Annotated in this window: 14 protein-coding genes; 4 read left to right on the top strand and 10 right to left on the bottom strand. The window is 49.1% G+C overall.

Features of this window, described 5'->3' with window-relative positions; genetic code table 11:
* Positions 1-20 precede the first annotated feature (20 nt).
* The 5 genes from HMPREF0670_RS09070 to prmC form a co-directional block, all read right to left on the bottom strand.
* Positions 21-2,381: an efflux RND transporter permease subunit gene (locus HMPREF0670_RS09070; RefSeq protein WP_009230859.1), complete on the bottom strand. Its 2,361-nt coding sequence runs from the start codon at positions 2,379-2,381 to the stop codon at positions 21-23.
* A gap of 44 nt (positions 2,382-2,425) precedes the next feature.
* The gene (locus HMPREF0670_RS09065) at positions 2,426-3,040 is read right to left on the bottom strand and encodes a TetR/AcrR family transcriptional regulator (RefSeq protein WP_009230858.1); all 615 of its coding nucleotides are present in this window, start codon (positions 3,038-3,040) and stop codon (positions 2,426-2,428) included.
* Between the two features lie 264 nt (positions 3,041-3,304).
* Positions 3,305-4,021: a ComF family protein gene (locus HMPREF0670_RS09060; RefSeq protein ID WP_044078022.1), complete on the bottom strand. Its 717-nt coding sequence runs from the start codon at positions 4,019-4,021 to the stop codon at positions 3,305-3,307.
* The gene (locus HMPREF0670_RS09055; protein ID WP_009230856.1) at positions 3,996-4,484 is read right to left on the bottom strand and encodes a regulatory protein RecX; all 489 of its coding nucleotides are present in this window, start codon (positions 4,482-4,484) and stop codon (positions 3,996-3,998) included. The genes HMPREF0670_RS09060 and HMPREF0670_RS09055 overlap by 26 nt, the downstream gene beginning before the upstream one ends.
* Before the next feature lie 179 nt (positions 4,485-4,663).
* Positions 4,664-5,548, bottom strand: a complete 885-nt coding sequence (prmC, locus tag HMPREF0670_RS09050; protein ID WP_044078021.1) for a peptide chain release factor N(5)-glutamine methyltransferase — start codon at positions 5,546-5,548, stop codon at positions 4,664-4,666.
* Between the two features lie 21 nt (positions 5,549-5,569).
* On the opposite strand from prmC, the gene ribD reads away from it, so the two are divergent.
* Both ribD and HMPREF0670_RS09040 read left to right on the top strand, forming a co-directional pair.
* Positions 5,570-6,616 carry a bifunctional diaminohydroxyphosphoribosylaminopyrimidine deaminase/5-amino-6-(5-phosphoribosylamino)uracil reductase RibD gene (gene ribD / locus HMPREF0670_RS09045; protein ID WP_009230854.1) on the top strand — a complete coding sequence of 349 codons (1,047 nt, stop codon included), beginning with the start codon at positions 5,570-5,572 and terminating at the stop codon, positions 6,614-6,616.
* A 151-nt stretch (positions 6,617-6,767) separates the two neighbouring features.
* Positions 6,768-7,376 carry a hypothetical protein gene (locus tag HMPREF0670_RS09040; protein ID WP_009230853.1) on the top strand — a complete coding sequence of 203 codons (609 nt, stop codon included), beginning with the start codon at positions 6,768-6,770 and terminating at the stop codon, positions 7,374-7,376.
* Between the two features lie 2,364 nt (positions 7,377-9,740).
* Here HMPREF0670_RS09040 and HMPREF0670_RS09025 read toward each other — a convergent pair.
* From HMPREF0670_RS09025 to HMPREF0670_RS09005, 5 genes are all read right to left on the bottom strand, one after another.
* Entirely contained in the window at positions 9,741-10,991 is a 1,251-nt protein-coding gene (locus HMPREF0670_RS09025) for an alginate export family protein (RefSeq protein ID WP_044078018.1), read from the bottom strand.
* A 108-nt stretch (positions 10,992-11,099) separates the two neighbouring features.
* Positions 11,100-11,570 carry an RNase H family protein gene (locus HMPREF0670_RS09020; protein ID WP_009230850.1) on the bottom strand — a complete coding sequence of 157 codons (471 nt, stop codon included), beginning with the start codon at positions 11,568-11,570 and terminating at the stop codon, positions 11,100-11,102.
* A 3-nt stretch (positions 11,571-11,573) separates the two neighbouring features.
* The gene (gene argS / locus HMPREF0670_RS09015) at positions 11,574-13,391 is read right to left on the bottom strand and encodes an arginine--tRNA ligase (RefSeq protein ID WP_009230849.1); all 1,818 of its coding nucleotides are present in this window, start codon (positions 13,389-13,391) and stop codon (positions 11,574-11,576) included.
* 214 nt (positions 13,392-13,605) lie between these two features.
* Complete coding sequence (locus tag HMPREF0670_RS09010) at positions 13,606-14,325, bottom strand: GLPGLI family protein (protein WP_009230848.1); 720 nt, start codon at positions 14,323-14,325, stop codon at positions 13,606-13,608.
* A gap of 49 nt (positions 14,326-14,374) precedes the next feature.
* Positions 14,375-17,029: a carboxypeptidase regulatory-like domain-containing protein gene (locus HMPREF0670_RS09005; protein ID WP_232213889.1), complete on the bottom strand. Its 2,655-nt coding sequence runs from the start codon at positions 17,027-17,029 to the stop codon at positions 14,375-14,377.
* A 312-nt stretch (positions 17,030-17,341) separates the two neighbouring features.
* Here HMPREF0670_RS09005 and pyrE point away from each other — a divergent pair, with 312 nt between their 5' ends.
* Positions 17,342-17,980, top strand: a complete 639-nt coding sequence (gene pyrE, locus HMPREF0670_RS09000; RefSeq protein ID WP_009230844.1) for an orotate phosphoribosyltransferase — start codon at positions 17,342-17,344, stop codon at positions 17,978-17,980.
* A gap of 307 nt (positions 17,981-18,287) precedes the next feature.
* The gene (locus tag HMPREF0670_RS08995; protein WP_009230843.1) at positions 18,288-18,701 is read left to right on the top strand and encodes an SRPBCC family protein; all 414 of its coding nucleotides are present in this window, start codon (positions 18,288-18,290) and stop codon (positions 18,699-18,701) included.
* The last annotated feature ends 38 nt before the right edge of the window (positions 18,702-18,739 follow it).

Genomic DNA, 18,739 nt, shown 5'->3' with positions numbered 1-18,739 from the left:
TAATACTAAGTTGCCAGGTATCAAGGGTTGGCCTTGCCGTTTTGGGCTTTGCCGAAGATGTGTAAATACTTAAACAAGATGGGCGTAATGAAGAGGTCGGCCAACAGGGCAGAAACCATTCCGGCAATGGCCAATATGCCCCAGTTGCGCAATTGCAGGGCGTTAGACACCGTAAAGCCGGCAAAAGCGACGGAGATGATCAACGTAGACATCACGATGGCCAGGCCTTCGGTGCGGAAGGTGCGCTTGATGGCCAGGTCGTAGTCGCCATAACGGTTGTAGGCCAGGTGCCCATGATTGATGAAATGGATGGTATCGTCTACGGCAATACCCAACACCATGGGGATAAGCGATGCCGTCATCATGTCTAAGGGATAGTCCAACCAGCCCATCATGCCCCCCACGATGATGGCCGGGGCGATGTTTGGTATCATGCCGATGAGCCCCACCTTCCAATTGCCGAAGACAAGAACAAGGATAACGCCAATGACAAGCACCGAAAGCAACATCGACCACATTTGTCCGCGCTCCACATACTGCTGCATGGCGGTGAACTGGGGGATGTTTCCCACAGCCGACACGTGGGCATCGGGGAAGAGCTTTTGTGCCTCTTGCTCGATGAGCTGCATTTCTTTCTCGGCCTCGTTCGAGTTGTACGAGTTCAGTTCTATCTGCAAACGCAGCCGCTTATAGTCGTAGTCCATCCAGTATTCGGCTTCGGTTCCGCCTGCATTTTCGTAAAGCAGCAACAGCTGGGCCACCATGTTGGGGTTGTGCGGTATGGCATAGGCCGAGTCTTTGTTGGCATTGAGCGTGCAGTTCATGTCCTTTATGATGTCGAGAATGGAGTTGTGGCGTTTGGTTAGCTTGTAGGTTTGGGCAATGCGGCTTAGCTTGTCGAGCTTTTCCAGGTTGCTCGGCAGTTTGGCATCGCCGGCTTTGGGCAGCACAATCATCACGTCGTACGAGTACATACTGCCCAATTCGGTTTGGCAAAGGTCGAGGAAACGAGCCACGTAAGGCACCTTTCGGCCCATGGTGCGTTCTACATCGAAGGCCGGTTCGATGCTGAACAAGCCGACAGCACAAAACGCCGTGAACACAACCGACACGATGACGACAGCACGATGGCGGCGAATGACGAAGTTTCCAAGCCGTTCGAAGAGTGTTCCTGCACGCCCTTCTATGCTGTGATTCATGTGCGGGTGCGGCTTTCGGTTACGTCCGAACGACAGCAACACCGGCGTAATGAAGAGGCAAGTGCCCAAAACGCCCAGCAAACAGAGCGAGGTGTTAAGTCCTATGGCCTGCATGGGCACAATCTTCATGGCCAAGAAGGTTGCCATTGCCGCGATGGTGGTAAGCCCGGAGAGCAACACGCCCCAGCCGGTTGAGCCTACGGCCTCGACAACAGACGTGCGCCGGCGCCCCGTTTGCACAAATCGGGTTTTGAAGAAGTTGTAAAGGTGGATGTTATAGGCTATCGAACAAGCGAATGCCAGTATGACGGCAATCATCACGGTGGGCTGGTCTACGTAGATGCCCGCCCAGCCAATGACGCCATAACCCAACAAGATGCCGACCACAGATGTGAGCAACGGCGCAACCACACCGCGCAACGAGCGCGTTACGAAAAACATAATTAAGATGGAGGCGATGAAGGCGAAGAGCATCAAACGGCCCATTTCGCCCTGCAAGAAGGTTACCTTTTCGTGGGTTAGATAAGGCATGCCCGAGGCGTTGGGCGACAATTCCCGATATTTGGGCTTGCTGATGATGTGCGCCAGTTCCTTTCCCGTGAGTATGTCGGGCGAGGTATTGTTGGTCTTTTTCCATTCCTGTTCGGGCGGAAAGGTTCGTAGCTTCACCATTATCCACGTCATCGTGCCGTCTTTCGACACCAATTTGCGGGCCAAATGCGGCTTACTGAACGCCCGTTGCCTAATGGCGGCCAACGAATCGGCATTGGTGGGTATCTCGTCGGGCACTATTTGCTCGATGGCCAACCCCTCATCGTTGCCCACGGTGAACTCTAAATCGGTGAGCGAGGTTATCTTTTCGGCATACGAAAGGCTGTCGAGCAGTTCGTTGCTTAGCTCTCGGATGAGCGAAAGGCTACGATGCGAGAATACATCTTTGTTCTTAACCAGCACGGCCGCATAATAATCGTTGCCGAAGATGGACTTGAACTCGTTGGTCTTAACCAGCACGGGGTCGTCTTCGAGAAAGTAATCGTCGAACGAGGTCTTCATCACGATGCGCTTAGTGCCCACGACAGAGAAGACCATCAATGCCGCAAAGGCCGCCAACACCAGCCACCTGTGCCTGAGTGTACAAATGGCAGCGCGCTTAAAACTTTTGTTTACGCTTTCTATTTTCATTGTATTTGAGTTTATTTGTTGTTTAGTTTACGAGGTTGTGAGCCCTACACTTTCATCAGTTTTCGCCAGCCTGCGGTTGAGAAATCGAAGTATTCGGCAAAGAATTTGGTGATGTCTGCCTCCGTAAGTCCTTCATGCCGCACAATCTCAAAGAGAACGTTCGACCACATCGAACAGACAATTTGCATAAAGAACGGCGACACCTCGACATGCAACCGGGGATATTTCTGCTTCAACATTTGCAGATACTCCATGCCCAATTGAGCCTGTTGGGCGGTAAGCCGCTCACGATAGCCCTCCAACGAGGTGCCTTCGGCGTTGCAGAAAAGCAGTTTCAGTTCGGTTCTAAACCGCCCTATCAGGTCCAAAAGCCTGTTCATCATCTGCGTTTGCATCTGCTCTACCGACAAGTCGTCTATCACCAAGTGCTCGCTGTTGTTGTGAAACAGCAAATACTCGTCTAATGCTTTAAGCAATGGGGCCAGCACGGCGCACAACAGCTTGTCCTTACTGTCGAAGTACTTGTAGATGTTTCCCAACGACACCCCCGACAGTTTGGCAATGGTCCGCATGGAAGTTCTCTTCACTCCGTTGCGTACAAACTCCTCATGGGCCACGGAAACAATCCTGCCCTGCACATCATCTTTCTTCACTTGCATATCGACAGTGGGTTTAAAGGTACGTTAAAAGAGAACAATGTTTGATTATGTTCACAAAAAAAGCGCACTGTCTGATGTTCCAGACAGTGCGCTTTGTGGTAAAGGCAACTTGCTTGTAGCCCTATATGTCTTTTCATGTCAATCATATTTTTACACTTTTCGCCGACAAAGTTACGCGTTTTCGCGAAACTTCACAATACCTATTATTCGGTATTTTGATTTCGGTAAAGGCACGTGATGGGGCTTTTCGTACACCAATCACGCTCACCGCGTATGCGCAACGCCCACGCTCAGCACGCTCATCCTTACGTTGGCAACGCCCTTCAAGCACTCCATACAGGCGCAAAGGGTGGCTCCCGTGGTAACAACATCATCCACAAAAAGCACGTGGCAGCCCGTTTCGGGCATTCGTCCCACTAGTTTAAAGGCCTGATTAACATTGTCGGTGCGCGCCCAACGGTCTTTGTGGGTTTGCGTTTCGGTGTTCACGACACGGCGAATAAGCCCGCGCCTCACCTTTAAGCCCGTTACTTGTGCGATGCCTTGCGCCAACATTTCGCTCTGATTATAGCCTCTTTGCCGCAGCCGCTGTCGTGCCAAGGGCACCGGCACGATGAAGTCGATGCCTTGGAAGAAGCCTGTTGGCAGCAGTTCTTTGCCCATCAGCCGTCCCAGTTCCACGCCCAAGTCGGGACGATTGCCGTATTTCAGCTTGTAAAGCAAGGCACTAGCAGGCGCGGCTGCCTGATAATGCAGCAGGGCGGCGCAGCGTTCAACGGGCACACGCCCCCAAAACAGCTGTGCCATCTCGTTGTCGTAGGGGGCGACGGCGTAGTTGGTTCGAGGCAGATGAAGGTTGCAACAGGCGCACACGATGTCTTCTTGCGGTTCGAGTCGCGTGCCACACACGGCGCACGAGCGGGGTGCCAGCAAGCTTACGATGCGCTCCCACAGACTAATCTTCGGCAAACTCATCGACATCGGTTAGGCATTTGCGAATGGTTTCCATATCAAATCCACGACCTAAGGCAAACTTTATCAGCTTCATGTTCAGCTCGTAGTCGGTAGCGGCTTTCAAAGTGCGGCGCTTACTGTCTAGCAATGGGCGCAAAACGGCCGTAAAGTCTTCGGGCTCCACCTCGTCTAACAACGGCTTATACACATCGCTCGAAATTCGTTTAGCAATCAAGGCCTGTTCCACCTTGCGCCGTCCCCAGCGATTATAGGTAATCTTATCGCGCACAAACATACGGCAAAACCGCTCGTCGTCCACATACTTGTTCGTCACAAGATAGTCAACGATACGCTGTTGCGCGTCTTCGGCAATGCCCCAACGCCACATTTTCTCGCGCATTTCTCCCGTGCAATGCTCCGCCTTAGCGCAAAGGGCGGCCAAACGGGTGCGTGCCTGTTCTTCTGTTATCTGCTTTTGTTTGTCTTCCATCGTTGGATATTTAGTTGATGAGTTGGTGAGTTGGTGAGTTTATAAGTTGATTAGTTGGTGAGTTGACAATTTGACGAGTGTTTAAGTTAAAAGGCGCAGCCATCTTTTCACCCTTTCACCCTTTCACCTTTTCAATTTTTCACCTTTAAAGATTGCCCCTCTGCAACAAGGCATACGGCTTAACTCCTTAACTCCTTAACTCCTTCCATACTCCTCCCCTGCCTTATCGCCGACATCATCCGTTGCTTACCAAAGGCATCGTTACGCGTTTCAATCCTCTGCCAACCCATGCAGGCCAACATCCTTTGCATCGCCTCATGGCACAAAGGATTAATCTCGAAAAACAGCTTACCGCCACGTTTCAGCGCGTGCAAGGCGTATCGGGCGATGCTTTCGTAAAACAACAGCGGATTTTCGTTGGGCACGAAAAGTGCCGAATGCGGCTCGTTTTGCAACACATTGGGCAGCATCTGTTGAGCCTCGCGCTGCATGATGTAGGGCGGATTGCTAACAATCACATCCCAAAGGTCTGCATCGGGGGGCATGCAAAGGGCATCTTGCAGCGCGAACCGCACCTCCGCACCCAGCTTTTGAGCGTTACGTGCGGCGATGTCGAGTGCCGTTTGCGAGATGTCTATGGCCGAAACGCGCCACGTGGGCAGGTCGAGAGCCAACGTTGTGGCGATACACCCACTGCCCGTACCCACATCTAACAACGTGGGCGACGTGCCACAGACGGGCAAGTTGCTGCAAGTCTGCACAATCCAAACACACAACTCCTCGGTTTCTGGTCGAGGGATAAGCACCCCTTGCGCCACATCGAACGTGCGCCCCGCAAAGTCGGCACGCCCCAACACATACTGCACGGGCACGCCTTGCACCAATTTATCCATCATTTTGCGCAGTCTGTGGTCATCGTCTTGCGATAATTGTGTAACTTTGCCAGCGTAAACATCGGCCAACGACAATCCAAAGCCGACGTCAAGCACCATCCTTACAATGGCCTTGGCCTCGCCTTCATCGTAAAGGGGCAACAAACGGCGCCACAATTCGGGGTAGGTCATGGCTGCAAAAATAAGAAAAAAATGGATAAAAGCAATGTGAACGACACGGAAAAATGGTTGCTGCAAGCCGAAAACACCCCGTCGACGCCCGACAACATGGGCCCGACAACGACACAAACGCACGCCACCGCCACCCAAACCACCGACGAACGCTACATGCGCCGATGCTTACAACTGGCTCGTTGTGGACTGCTGGGGGCTAAGCCCAATCCGATGGTGGGGGCGGTAATCGTGTATAACGACCGCATTATCGGCGAAGGCTATCACATTCACTGCGGCGAAGGCCATGCAGAGGTGAACGCTTTTGCCGCCATTAGGCCCGAAGACGAACCTTTTCTGCCCCACTCCACGCTTTATGTAAGTCTCGAACCCTGTTCGCATTACGGCAAAACGCCCCCCTGTGCCGACCTTATCATCCGCAAAGGCGTGCCGCGTGTGGTGGTGGGATGTGTCGATCCCTTTTCCAAAGTGCAGGGACGAGGCATCGAAAAGCTGCGCCAAGCAGGTATCGAGGTGGTTGTGGGGGTGCTCGAAAAAGCGTGTTTGGCACTTAATCGCCGTTTCATCGTGTTCCAACGCGAGCAACGTCCGTACGTAATCATGAAGTGGGCGCAAACGGCCAACGGCTTTATCGACGACCATTTCCACGCCCTGGCCATCTCTACGCCCTTCACCCAAATGCTGTCGCATAAGCTAAGGGCAGAGTGCGACGCCATTTTGGTGGGCAAAACCACCGACGAGCGCGAACACCCCGCACTAAATACGCGCCATTGGTGGGGCGAAAACCCGCGCCGCTTGGTGCTGCATCGGCATCAGCCCATCACGCAATTGCTGGCACAGCTGTACCAAGACAACGTGCAAACGCTCATCGTTGAGGGCGGAGCCATTGTGCATCAAGCCTTTATCGATGCCAATTGTTGCGACGAAATACATCGCGAAACGGCCCCTTTCACGGTATTCGATGGTACTAGGACCGTAGCCATTCCGCCTAAATTCCAACTGATAAAGCAGGAGATATACGATGGGAATGTGCTAGAAGAGTTTGTTAGTGAATACGCTAGCTTATAATGCGGTGAGGTTTAAGGCAATACGCTGGTGAGCTGGAAAGCTTTCACGAAGACCATTCGTCTGGCATAGAACACGCAGAACACTATTTAATGCCCGACTATTATGGCGAAATCATACTCGACGACGATTAAAATCCATAATTTTACCCTGAATGAAAAACAACTTTACCATACGTCTTAAACGGCAAACCTTGTGCACTGCGCTTTCTGCTTGCACATTATCGCCATGCCTTGCGCAAACTGCGCGACCTCTAAATTTGGGCCAAGACGGCATGCTAACAGACTCGATTTTGCGCCTACAAACACCCCGCTATCAGGTTATATCCGCCAAAGACAATATCAAACTGCATTGGACGGGCAAGACTTTCAGACCTCCGAAAGGCTGCGAGGGGGACAGACACTTAGTTACCTCATCATTGGAAAAGGTAGACAACAAACTCTTCACCCACCCACTGTCCATTATAATAAAGGACATTGAGGTGAACAATAACGGCGGCGAGCAGGAACAGATGACCATCCTTGCCGTAAAATCAGCAGACAAAGGGTGGAAAATCAGCCTTTCTCATACAGGGTGGTTCATGCTAAAAGAATATATCGGACCTGCATTTGGCACAACCTTCCTCGTTGATAACTGCATCTACATCATCATTTTTACGCCCATGTGGAAAACGGAATGGAACGGATTATCAGCAGAAATCTACCGCAAGGCCTTATATCATGACGTGGTAAAACCATTTATCGGCAAGCTTTTGCCACAATAACAAACTTTATTCTCGCCGTAAGGGCGGAAGAAAGTACAAACAAAAGCAATCTGGCTGAGATACGAAAGGAAAAGAAATTAAAGCAATAAATTGAGCGTAGTTTATTATCTTTGTGCAGTAAAACCAGGATAAACACTCATTATTCATGCACAAAGTATTGTACAAAGACACGATACCCCCCCGAAGTTCCGCCCTATTTGTCTGCGACAAAACATGGTTATGCCTTGAAAAGGAATGAACTCACAAATTTGTTGAAGAGGAGTGGCGGAGTTAAACCCCAATCGGTTCATTAGAGATTTGCACAAGCAAACAGTTACAAAGATATTCTCCTGTGGCATGAAATGCGTAAGGCTAGCTAACTATTTGCGCGTTCTCGACGTTCCTTTAGGTAAAACGAAAGCGAATTTTCCTAACGAACCGATTTGGGCTATAGTTAAAACAGCATTGCCTTTGGAAAGCCATAGGTGCATCGCAAGCAAACAAAAGTGTTCCTTTTCCTCTGCGTAAGGGCTTGTTGATGCCACGATACGCACGTCTTGCAGCCTTCCAACAACTATTTTCCAAAAGCAATTCTGCCTGACTATAAAGCGTTAAGCTAAACGCCTTGTACGGAGTGGACGACAACTCTTGTCAACTAACAGACTAGTGAACCCACAAACTCCCCCAACTCCCCAGCTCATAAATTCCCGAACCAACACGCTCCACATCTCGTCAACTTACCATCTCATCAACTCATCAACTCGTTAACTCATCAACTTGTCAACTTGTCATCTCGTCAACAGGTCAACCGGTTAACCTGTCAACTGACTAACTTGTCAACTGGTCAACCGGTCAACCCGAAACCCTGTCAACTTTTCAGTAAGAAATTTAACATTATAAGAGCCCTTTTTGCTCACCAACCGTCTACCTTGTCGCAAAAAATCGATTCTCGCGAAGGTTGGTTTGATGCAAAAAGGCGTTAGTCTATGAATGATGTAAAATGGATATTTATTCCAAGAGAACGCCATTTGCACCATTTTTCTAGCTGTTTTCGGCACAATATAGTGCAATATGCCGCTAAACGCAGTGCAATATGGTGCAAAACGCATTGCGTTTTGGTGCTAAATGCAGTGCGTTTTGGTGCAAAACGCAAGGTAAAATGGTGCAAAACGCAGTGCAAAATGGTGCTAAACGCAAGGCGAAAAGCATAAAAATACGCTGCAATTGTATAAACAAAACCTTTAAGAACCATGAAATACCAGGCTAAAAAGGGCAAAATGTTCGTTAAAAAGTGGGTTTTTGAGGCCTAAAAGTAGGTTTTTGGACTGCAAAAATCATGGGTTGGCAACCAATCTAGAAAGGCAAAATGGTGCAAAATGCAGGTCTTTTTCTTTAAAACGGACATATCGGAAGACGTGAAAGGCCATTATTTGTGGCCATTTACCTACTTTTTAGCCTAAATTTGCGCTAGAACGGAGTGAAATTTAGAGCGGTATTGTAAAATAAATAATAAGGATTTAAGTTTCCGAGTTGGTGAGATTATGAGCTTGCTAGTTGAAGAGTTTTATAAGTTTATGGGCTGTTATTTTTTGTAAGTTGATGAGTTTGTAAGTTTATGGGGTCTTGATTTTATAAGCTGAAGAGTTCTTGAGTTTACAAGTTGATGAGTTCTTGAGTTTGTAAGTTGGCGCGTTGATGTATTCGAGAGTTGGGTTTTCGTGTGTTCATAAGCCAGAGGATTGTTCTGTTCTATACTCCGCACACGAGAGGAGTTGGCTACTTAGGTTGACATCACAAAGATGGCAGACAGATTACGACACAATGCCTGTCTTTTTATCGTGCCGTTTCGCACCACATTGTTTTCAGAAACATCTAAACGAACGATTGGGCTTAAACAACACACTGAAACTTTTCTTTTGACATTAGCTTGGGAGCTTGTATTGATGTTATAGTCAACAGAATTGAGTTGGCAAAGCCATAAGCGCATCGTAAACCAACAAAAAGTGCTCCTTTTCCTCTGCGTAAGGGTTTATTGATGCCATGTTACGCACGTCTTGCATTTTTCCTAATGCGCACGTCTTGTATTCTTCTAACACCAATTTTCCAAAAGCAATTCCATTATGTGCATGAGAAGGAGGGAAGTTGCAACTGGGTTTTACGACTAACCCGTTTTCACTATAGCACCAACCCATAAAACAACAAAGCGCCACTACCATATCTTTTGCTCGCTTACCTACTAGCAGTAAACCAACAAAAGATATGATGGTGGCGTTTAATAAAATATTATCGCGATGTAGTTATCTGCGTTTATTTGCAGCACCATGCCTTACAACGCACCATTAAGGCACACCGCAGACTGGGTTGCTACACGCTAAATAACAACTGTTACCACTTAAACGATAGGATACGGGGGTTGATGTTGAGTGAAACAAATGCCCAGTCTTGCCAACGCTTGTAGTTTTCTGCATCGGCTCCATCCATAGTCTTAGTTGGCAACATGGTGGAATAACCAACTGTCAGTTTCACATCTTGCGTTATCTCATAGTCGAGTTGCAGGTCAACTTCTCCACCAAGGCCTTGGTCCTTGCCGTCCGTCTTCACTGCATCCATGAAATAGTGTCCGTTAGCTTTCAATGCAAGCTTTTCAGTAGGCGTAAAGGTAACACCCAGCTGAATGTCTTGCAAGCCAAGGCTACGATGCTCTCTTACATAGAAGTAGTCCATTGCTCCATAGAACTTATGATGCGTTCCATAAAGGGGATCGAATGCACTATAAGTGTCTCCCTTCCCGTCTTCACCACTCAGATAATCATAGCCCAAGTTAAACTTCCATTGCTCGTTGGGCATGAAACCTGCGTTAACGCTAGCCATCCAAGCAGAAACTTTCGTGTCGCCTGTTGGACGTTTACCCATTTGATAGTAAGCAGAAGCCTGCAAGTCGAGCTTTTCGGGGCGATAAGTAACGTAGGTGCCGAGGGTTTGCATGTACTTCGTATCACCCTCAGCTCCGGGTCCATACTCCCAACCTAAGTTAGAAAGCAAGGCAGAAATGCCGAATGGGTTGTCCTCGTTCCCATAGTGGTACCAGAAGGTCTGCATGTGTTTGTAGGGTTGGCCAGGTGCAAACTTTGTCCCAAGCAAGTTCTCTCCACTTTGGTTGTATGCCAAGATAAGGTGTAGCTTGTGCATATCGTTCTCGTAACCCAGCTTTAAAGCATCGTGACTTCTGCCGGCTACGTTCCAATCGAGTGCACCGAAGATGCGCTCATCATCGTAAGAGAGTATCTGACGACCCAATTTAGCGAAGAAACCATCACCGAACTTGTACTGTCCCCAGGCCTCGTTCATCATGATACTTCCATCTGTTTCAATCTGACGGTACTGTCCCCAAACGCCAATCTGTTGAACAGAAAGCTTGGCACTAAGCCCGTCGCCACGTTCGAAACCCACTCCGAGCCTAGCACGCTCTTCGATGAACGATGCCGGTTGTGCGCTTTTGGGGCGTAACTGCATATAACCGTTGCGATATTCAGCGCGCGCACGTACCTGCGCGTCGATGTTAATCTCGTTATCGCCTTGTGCCCACATCATGGTAGGCATGGCAAGTAATGACAATGCGATAAAAGTCTTTTTCATTTCCAAAGCATTTAAGTTCTTAATTATTTTTTACTCCGCAAAAGTAAAAAGAAAAGAACATACCACCAAGAAAAAAGCTAACAATTAACAAAAAAAGGGCGAAAGTTTTCACTTTCGCCCGAAATCGGCAGGTATTTCCCCCCATTTTGAGGTTTCCCATTTAATTACTTGTGTATTAATCTCATGACTTTGCAGCCAGCGTTCGGCCCTTTCTATCACTTGAAAAAGCGGTTCGGTTTTGGCGTTGCGCTCCAATTTGGTTTTGCATTTCTTTTTTCGTACCCACAGTATGGCATTATAACTGTCGGAATATATCACCTTATCGGTTATGCCCTGCTGCTGCATTAAGGCCAAAGCATGAACAATGCCGAGAAATTCGCCGATGTTATTGGTGCCGTGTACTGGGCCAAAGTGGAACACGGGATAACCCGTTTGTAGGTCGACGCCTTGATATTCCATCGGTCCCGGATTGCCCGAACAAGCGGCATCCACCGCCCACGCGTTGGCTTTTACCTCTGCGGGCAGCGGCAACACGGTGTCGGTGCGGTGCGAGGGCGGGTTAACGAGTTGCGATGCCATGACTTACATTCTCTCTGGAACCTCGATGCCCAGCAGCTGCATGCCGTTCTTAATGGTCTTGGCCACGTTCTTTGCCAATGCCAAACGCAATGTTTTGGCCTCGGCGCTCTCGGCGTTGAGGATGCTGTAATCGTGGTAGAACTGGTTAAAGTCTTTGGTCAACTCGTAGCAATAGTTGGCTATGCCACTGGGACTGTAATCCTTTCCAGCTTGTTCTACCACCGTTTCAAAGCTGTTGAGCTTTTGGATAAGCTGCACTTCTTTCTCGTTTAGGGGCAGCGTATCGGGCAAAACGCTGGGCAGGACAATGCCTTCGGCCTCGGCTTTACGCATAATGCTGCGTATGCGGGCGTATGTATATTGTATGAATGGGCCCGTATTGCCGTTGAAGTCGATGCTTTCTTCGGGATTGAAGAGCATGTTTTTGCGCGCATCAACTTTAAGGATAAAGTATTTTAGCGCACCCATGCCCACGATGCGAGCAATCTCGTTGCGCTCGTTTTCGGTCATATCGGCAAACTTTCCCAACTCTTCGCTGGTGCGGCGAGCGGCAGAAACCATCTCTTCCATCAGCTCGTCGGCGTCTACCACCGTACCTTCGCGGCTTTTCATCTTGCCATTTGGCAGTTCAACCATACCGTAAGAGAAGTGAACCAACTCTTTTCCCCACTTAAATCCAAGTCTGTCGAGCAGGATAGAAAGCACTTGGAAATGGTAGTTTTGCTCGTTTCCCACCACGTAAATCATCTTGTCGATGGGGTAATCCTTAAAGCGGAGGGCGGCCGTTCCGATGTCTTGGGTCATGTAGACACTTGTGCCGTCGGCTCTGAGCAACAGTTTTTGGTCGAGTCCTTCATCGCTTAGGTCGGCCCAAACACTGCCATCGGGTTTGCGGAAGAACAGCTCTTTGGCCAATCCTTCTTCCACTTTGGCCTTGCCTTCGAGGTAGGTTTCCGATTCATAATATATCTTGTCGAAACCAACGCCCATCGCTTTGTAGGTCTCGTCGAAGCCTTGATACACCCAATCGTTCATCTTCTTCCACAACGCGCGCACCTCTTCGTCGCCCTGTTCCCAGCGCACAAGCATGTCGTGCGCCTCTTTCATCAGCGGCGAGTCTTCCTTAGCGCGTTTCTCTGCCTCTTCGGCGGCCATGCCTTCGGCCCTAAATTTGGCCGTAAGTTCTGCCAATTCGGCGCGATAGTGCTGGTCGAAGGCCACGTAATAGTCGCCAATAAGGTGGTCGCCTTTCTTCCCCGTGCTTTCGGGAGTAGCGCCATTGCCCCACTTCTTCCACGCCAACATCGACTTACAGATGTGTATTCCGCGGTCGTTAACGATGTTTGTCTTCACAACGCGGTTGCCGTTGGCCTCCATAATCTGGGCCAACGACCATCCGAGGAGGTTGTTTCGCACATGTCCGAGGTGCAAAGGCTTGTTGGTATTGGGCGAAGAATACTCCACCATCACGAGTGGCGACTGCTCGTTAACGGCCTTTTCGCCGAAACGAGGTTCGCTATCGATGCGGTTGAGCAAGCTAATCCAAGCTGCGGGAGCAATAGTGAGATTTAGAAAACCCTTCACCACGTTGAAACTTTGCACCACTTTGCAGTGCTTAGCCAGATAATCGCCCAGTTGTTGGGCGGTGTCTTCGGGTTTCAGCCTCGACAATTTAAGGAAAGGGAACACCACGAGTGTGAGGTTTCCCTCAAACTCGGCCTTTGTCTTTTGCAACTGAACCATCGTTGTTGGCACGTCTTGACCAAAACATTCTTTCACCGCTTGCACCACGGTTGCTATTATCTCGCTTTCAATATTCATGCTGTTCTATTTCGATTTTTTCTGTAAGCAGATGCAAAGGTAGTGATTTTTTTTGGGTTTTAAGCAGGCTAAGGACAGCAAGTATCATTAGAAGAACTTGTTAATCAAGGAGAACTAAGCGTGCAATACGGGCATGAAAAGCCGGCCCTTCTTTGATAAGAAAGGCATCAAAGGCCAGGCTTTGCGCCTGCATTGCCTGGCTATTGTTTGGTCTTTACTGGCCCCTACGCATCATTTCCACGTACTTTTGCATCTTCTCCTTAAAGGCCTTTTCGGTCATTTCTTCGCCTCCCGTGGGTTCTTTCAAGGCATGGTCTACGCTCATCGAGATTTTCTTGGCCACAAAGATTTGGTCTTTCAGTTCGGCTTCGAGTATCAATCCGCCCACATCCGTGTACAAAGGCCCAGCATCTACGGGGATATGCTTGGTAAACCAAATGGTTTGCTTGCCGTCTTTGCTTACCGCCTTCATGCACTCGTAGCCCAAGATGTCTTTCTTTTCATTGGGTTTTACGTCGAAGGTATCGGGTTTCAAGGGGTCTACCAGCAAATAATGCTTACCCATAACCACCACTTTCGACACCTGCCTTTTGGTGTCTTTGTTGTAGTATATGATGTTTTCGAGCTGATTTTTCACAAACTCGTTGGCATCAATGGTTTGTCCCATGAAGTTTATCATTTGCTTTTCTTTCGCCGCTTGCGCGCGACCTTCAACCTGTCCGCCGTCTATACACATGATGTAGTAAGCCTTAACATCGGCCACCGCACTAATCAACGCTTTGCGCATCTCGTCGGGCAGACCCGATTCTTTCATTGCATCGGGCGAATTTGCATTAACGCGCGTTTCGTATTCAACGGTTAGTTGTTGGGCGTTAACTGCGATAGGTATGGCCGCAAACAGCATTGCGGCGAGAGATAATAGGATTCTTCTCATACGTTTTATATGTTTAAGTGTTATGTAAATCTACCGTTTGGGGTACTACTTAGAAGGTAACCATTGCCCCAATCATCACGTTTCCGGGCATGTAATGGATGTTTCGGGTGCTAACGTAGTAGTTATCCACCACGCGTTCTTGCATCAGTCGTTCCCTCAGATTGAGCATGTCTTGCGCCGATGCCTTTAAGCGAATGTGCTTGTTAAGGTCGTATTCCATGCCGAAACGCAAGGCCGTATAGTCTGTTCCGCTGCCAGTTACCTTGCGCCAACGCTGTCCCAGCCTCACCGATGCTTGCCATTTGTTGGCGATATAGCCCAATTCGCCCTCCAAACGATAATCGTTTTGGTGCGAACGCAGCAGCTTGCTCTTATCGTTTGCCCATGCTGCGGCAGCGAACAATTCGCCATTGAACCCACGTTTGAAGTAGGTTTTGACGTTAAGGTTGACGTTGAACGACCGACTATCCGACGTTTGAGCCACGCCCTGATAAAAGAATGGGGAACGGGCAAGGCTCAATCCACCGAAAAGACGGAAATTAAGCGGTGTTGATACCAGCTTTTTCTCTATCATCGAGACCAGACTAAGCCCCTTACCACCCGATGCATTGCGACTGACGACATGCGAAACCAACCCATCGGCCATGCTGTAATCGTAGGCCAAGGCGTTGTGGTTGTAGCTTAGCGACACCATATTAAAGAGGGTTATGCCCTTAAATAGGTTGCCATACACCTGCATCGCCGTGAGTTCGGTGGTATGTGCGAGCGCATTTTCTATCTGCGCATAACTCACACTCCTGAAATCGGCAATGTAAGGGCCATCGAACATCGCGCCAGCACCCATCAATTGGTACGTGCTTTTAAGTCGAAGTTCAAGGTAATGCATCATACTAACACGATAACTGATGTTGAACAACGGCGAAACGGCCATCTTTGGCGAGACACCGAATGACAAGGGGCGCGACGAATGCAGGCTGAAATGATGGAATATGCCGCCAATGCCGAACCTAAACTTACCCTGATCTTTATTCAAACTCAACTCTGCGCCGTTGTCGTAAAAGCGATAAGGCATCTTCAAAGCAGGGTTATCCATGCCCGCGCTGTCGCCTTTTATGGTGGTAGAGAAGGTTTCTAGGCCGTGGCGCAAGGCAATTCGCAAGAAGTAGGCATCGGCAAACCTACGTACATACTGTGCCGAACCCGTAAATTCAAGCCTGCGTATGTTCATTTCCGAATGCAAAGCGGGCGACTTAAAAAGCGGCGTTGGTTGCGAAGAAAAGTCGTAACGGTTGTTACTGAACAAGAAATTGAGGTCGGCCTTGTAGCTAAACACGTTCTTGCCATGCCGATAAAGCCACACCAAAGCGTTGTTTATCGTGGCCAATCGCCCTTTCGTCTGTTCGTTAAGGCCAACGCTTTGCAGCTGCCGGTCGGTATTTCCTTCGGTTGTTCCAAAGTAACTGCGGTTGGTTAACGTCAGTTCCATGTTCTTTTGGTTGGCCAATTTGAACTTGATATTAGACAAGAAGTGGCGTTTATCTTGCAGTTCGAGTGTAGAATCAGTGTACGCCAGTCCGCCATGATAGGCGTAATGGTCGGTACTTTTCATGCGATAACGGTCGGCTCCCACCATTCCGTTCCACAAAATCTTCATGTTTTTGCCAGGTGTCGACACCGTATTAAGCGACACCAACCCATTGTTGCGGCGGTAAGCGTTCTCGCGATAGTCCAGCATCATGGCATAATCGGCAAACGTCTTACGCATGCTAGCCATCGGATCATCGCCCGAAAGCAATTCGCTATACCCTCCACTGATGTTCACTATGTCGGCAGGTTTCATCAGTTGTTCGCCTGTATTGTTGCCTCCTGCGATGATATTGCCCATCATTCGCTTACCCAACAGCATGGCCGAACCCTTCGCCATGGCCTTATTTAGCAGTCCACCCTGCGCCTCGGCCTGTCCTTTCAGTCGTCCGTGCATGCTCTTATTCATCGAGAGGTCAACCACCGTTTGGTTACTACTCTTAAAACCAGAGAACACATTGTACTCCGAATAGTTGTCGATAACCTTCAAGTTATCTACACCCGAGGCGGGAAGGTTCTCCATCGGCGTAGACACATTGCCTTGATATAGGTCTTCGCCCTGCACCAACACCTTGCTCACGCGCTTGCCGTTCACGGTTAACGAGTTGTCTTTCTCGTCGTATCGCACGCCGGGAAGATTGTTCACCACGTCTTTCAGCACCTTTTCGCGCCCCGTTGTAAACCTCGACACGATGTAAGTGGTGGTATCGCCGTTCACAATCATGGGGCTCGACTTCACCTCTACCTCTTTTAAGTTGATGGCCTCCGATTTCAACGTGAAGTCGACCTGCATCTTTGTGTTTCCAAAGAGAAACACTTTCTTGCTCTGCGCCACATGCCCAATGGCCTTCGCCTCCACGCGAAAGGGGCCGTTCGGCACGTTTTCCACGCGGAATTTCCCCTTTTCGTCGCACGCCAAAGCTTGCCATTGCTTATCGTCTTTATCGTAAAGGGTTACGGTACAGCGGGCGTTAGGACTGAGCGAATCTGTTAACACCGTGCCTTCAACAATGTTTTGGGCACGCACGGCCGCCGTTCCGCACAGCATCAGCAGTGCGAAAATCAGCCTTATCGCTAACCATTTGGCTCGAAAGCGGCCTGTCGTTGGCATTCTTAACATAAGCACCATCGGGGGTTTAGGTATTCGTAGATGGTTACAAAGATATGAAAAACGAACCATTCAACACCGAAAAGAATGTAAAAAAATGTTTCGCTACGCCATTAAAAAAGACGTTAAACTATCTCCATCGCCACTTACTCAGCCACCATCTGCCATCAGAACGCGCCATATAAATTTTGCCCAGTAGGATAAATAGCGTAACTTTGCACATTATTATATATAGTATATGGTGGGACGACAACCCCTATGCCGCACACATAGAAAGCGGACACGACGGGCTTAACCCCCAAACCAATAAACCCACACAAGGATATGGACAACATCAAGAAAGATTTTGCAGCACGCCTGCTTCAGGTTAACGCAATTAAGTTGCAACCCAACGACCCCTTTACATGGGCATCGGGCTGGAAGTCGCCTTTCTATTGCGACAATCGCCGCACGCTATCGTTCCCCCAGCTGCGCAGTTTCATCAAGCTTGAACTGGCACATGCCGTGCTCGAACACTTTCCACAAGCCGAAGCTGTGGCTGGTGTTGCCACGGGAGCTATCGCCCAGGGCGCGCTAGTGGCCGATGCGCTGCAACTGCCTTTTGTGTATGTAAGGAGCAAACCCAAAGACCACGGACTGGAAAACCTGATTGAAGGCGACCTGAAAGCGGGTCAGAAGGTGGTAGTTATCGAGGATCTCATCTCCACAGGAGGTAGCAGCTTGAAGGCTGTCGAGGCTATCCGAAAGGCTGGTTGCGAAGTTGTGGGCATGGTTGCGGCCTACACTTACGGGTTCGCCGTTGCCGAAGAGGCTTTTAAAGCGGCCGACGTAAAGCTGGTAACACTTACCGATTACGAACACGTGGTGCAAAAAGCCGTTGAAACGGGATACATCGCCAAGGAAGATGTGGTGCTGTTGAACGAGTGGCGACTGAATCCTGCGGAGTGGAACCCTAAGAAATAAACAAACAACCACCCCACAACTAGCCCACAACAACCCCACAACCGGCCTCACCCCCAGCCCCTCTCCAAGGGGAGAGGGGAGTGAAATGCGTTGCCGCTACACTGCATAATTTTATCTCTAACATTCGCGCATGGAGAAATCCCATGTGCCGTTGAATTGTAATAGCACTGCATATTACTCCCCTCTCCCCTTGGAGAGGGGCTGGGGGTGAGGCCAGTTGTGCTGGGGGTGAGGCCAGTTGTGGGGTCGAACAGGTCAGTTGTGAGTTGGTTGCTAGTCCTTTTCATTCATTATTTAAACCCTACACATGTCTACATTCGAAAGTAGTATCCGACAAATACCCTATAAACAAGAGGCGGTGTTCAACATGTTGAGCGACCTCTCTAACATTGAACGCTTAAAAGACAAGTTGCCCGAAGACAAACTAGAACAGATGACCTTCGACAGCGACTCTATCTCGATGAGCGTTAACCCCGTTGGGCAGATTAAACTGCGCATCGTGGAACGCGAGGCACCTAAGTGCATCAAGTTTGAAACGGCCGAATCGCCCGTTGCTTTCAATCTCTGGATTCAAGTTGTACCCAATGGCGACAACGCAAGCAAGATGAAACTAACCATCAAAGCCGAACTGAACCCCTTTATTAAAGGAATGGTTAAGAAACCATTAATGGAAGGCTTGGAGAAGATTGCCGACTTGCTGCAAGTGATTAAGTATGAGTGAGAAGAAAAGGAGTAAGTAATGAGTAGTAAGTAATAAGT

It is taken from the genome of Prevotella sp. oral taxon 317 str. F0108 (assembly GCF_000162415.1).
Lineage (GTDB): Bacteria > Bacteroidota > Bacteroidia > Bacteroidales > Bacteroidaceae > Prevotella > Prevotella conceptionensis.
The sequence above is the reverse complement of the archived record's forward strand: the minus strand, read 5'-3'. Positions and strand labels throughout refer to the sequence as shown.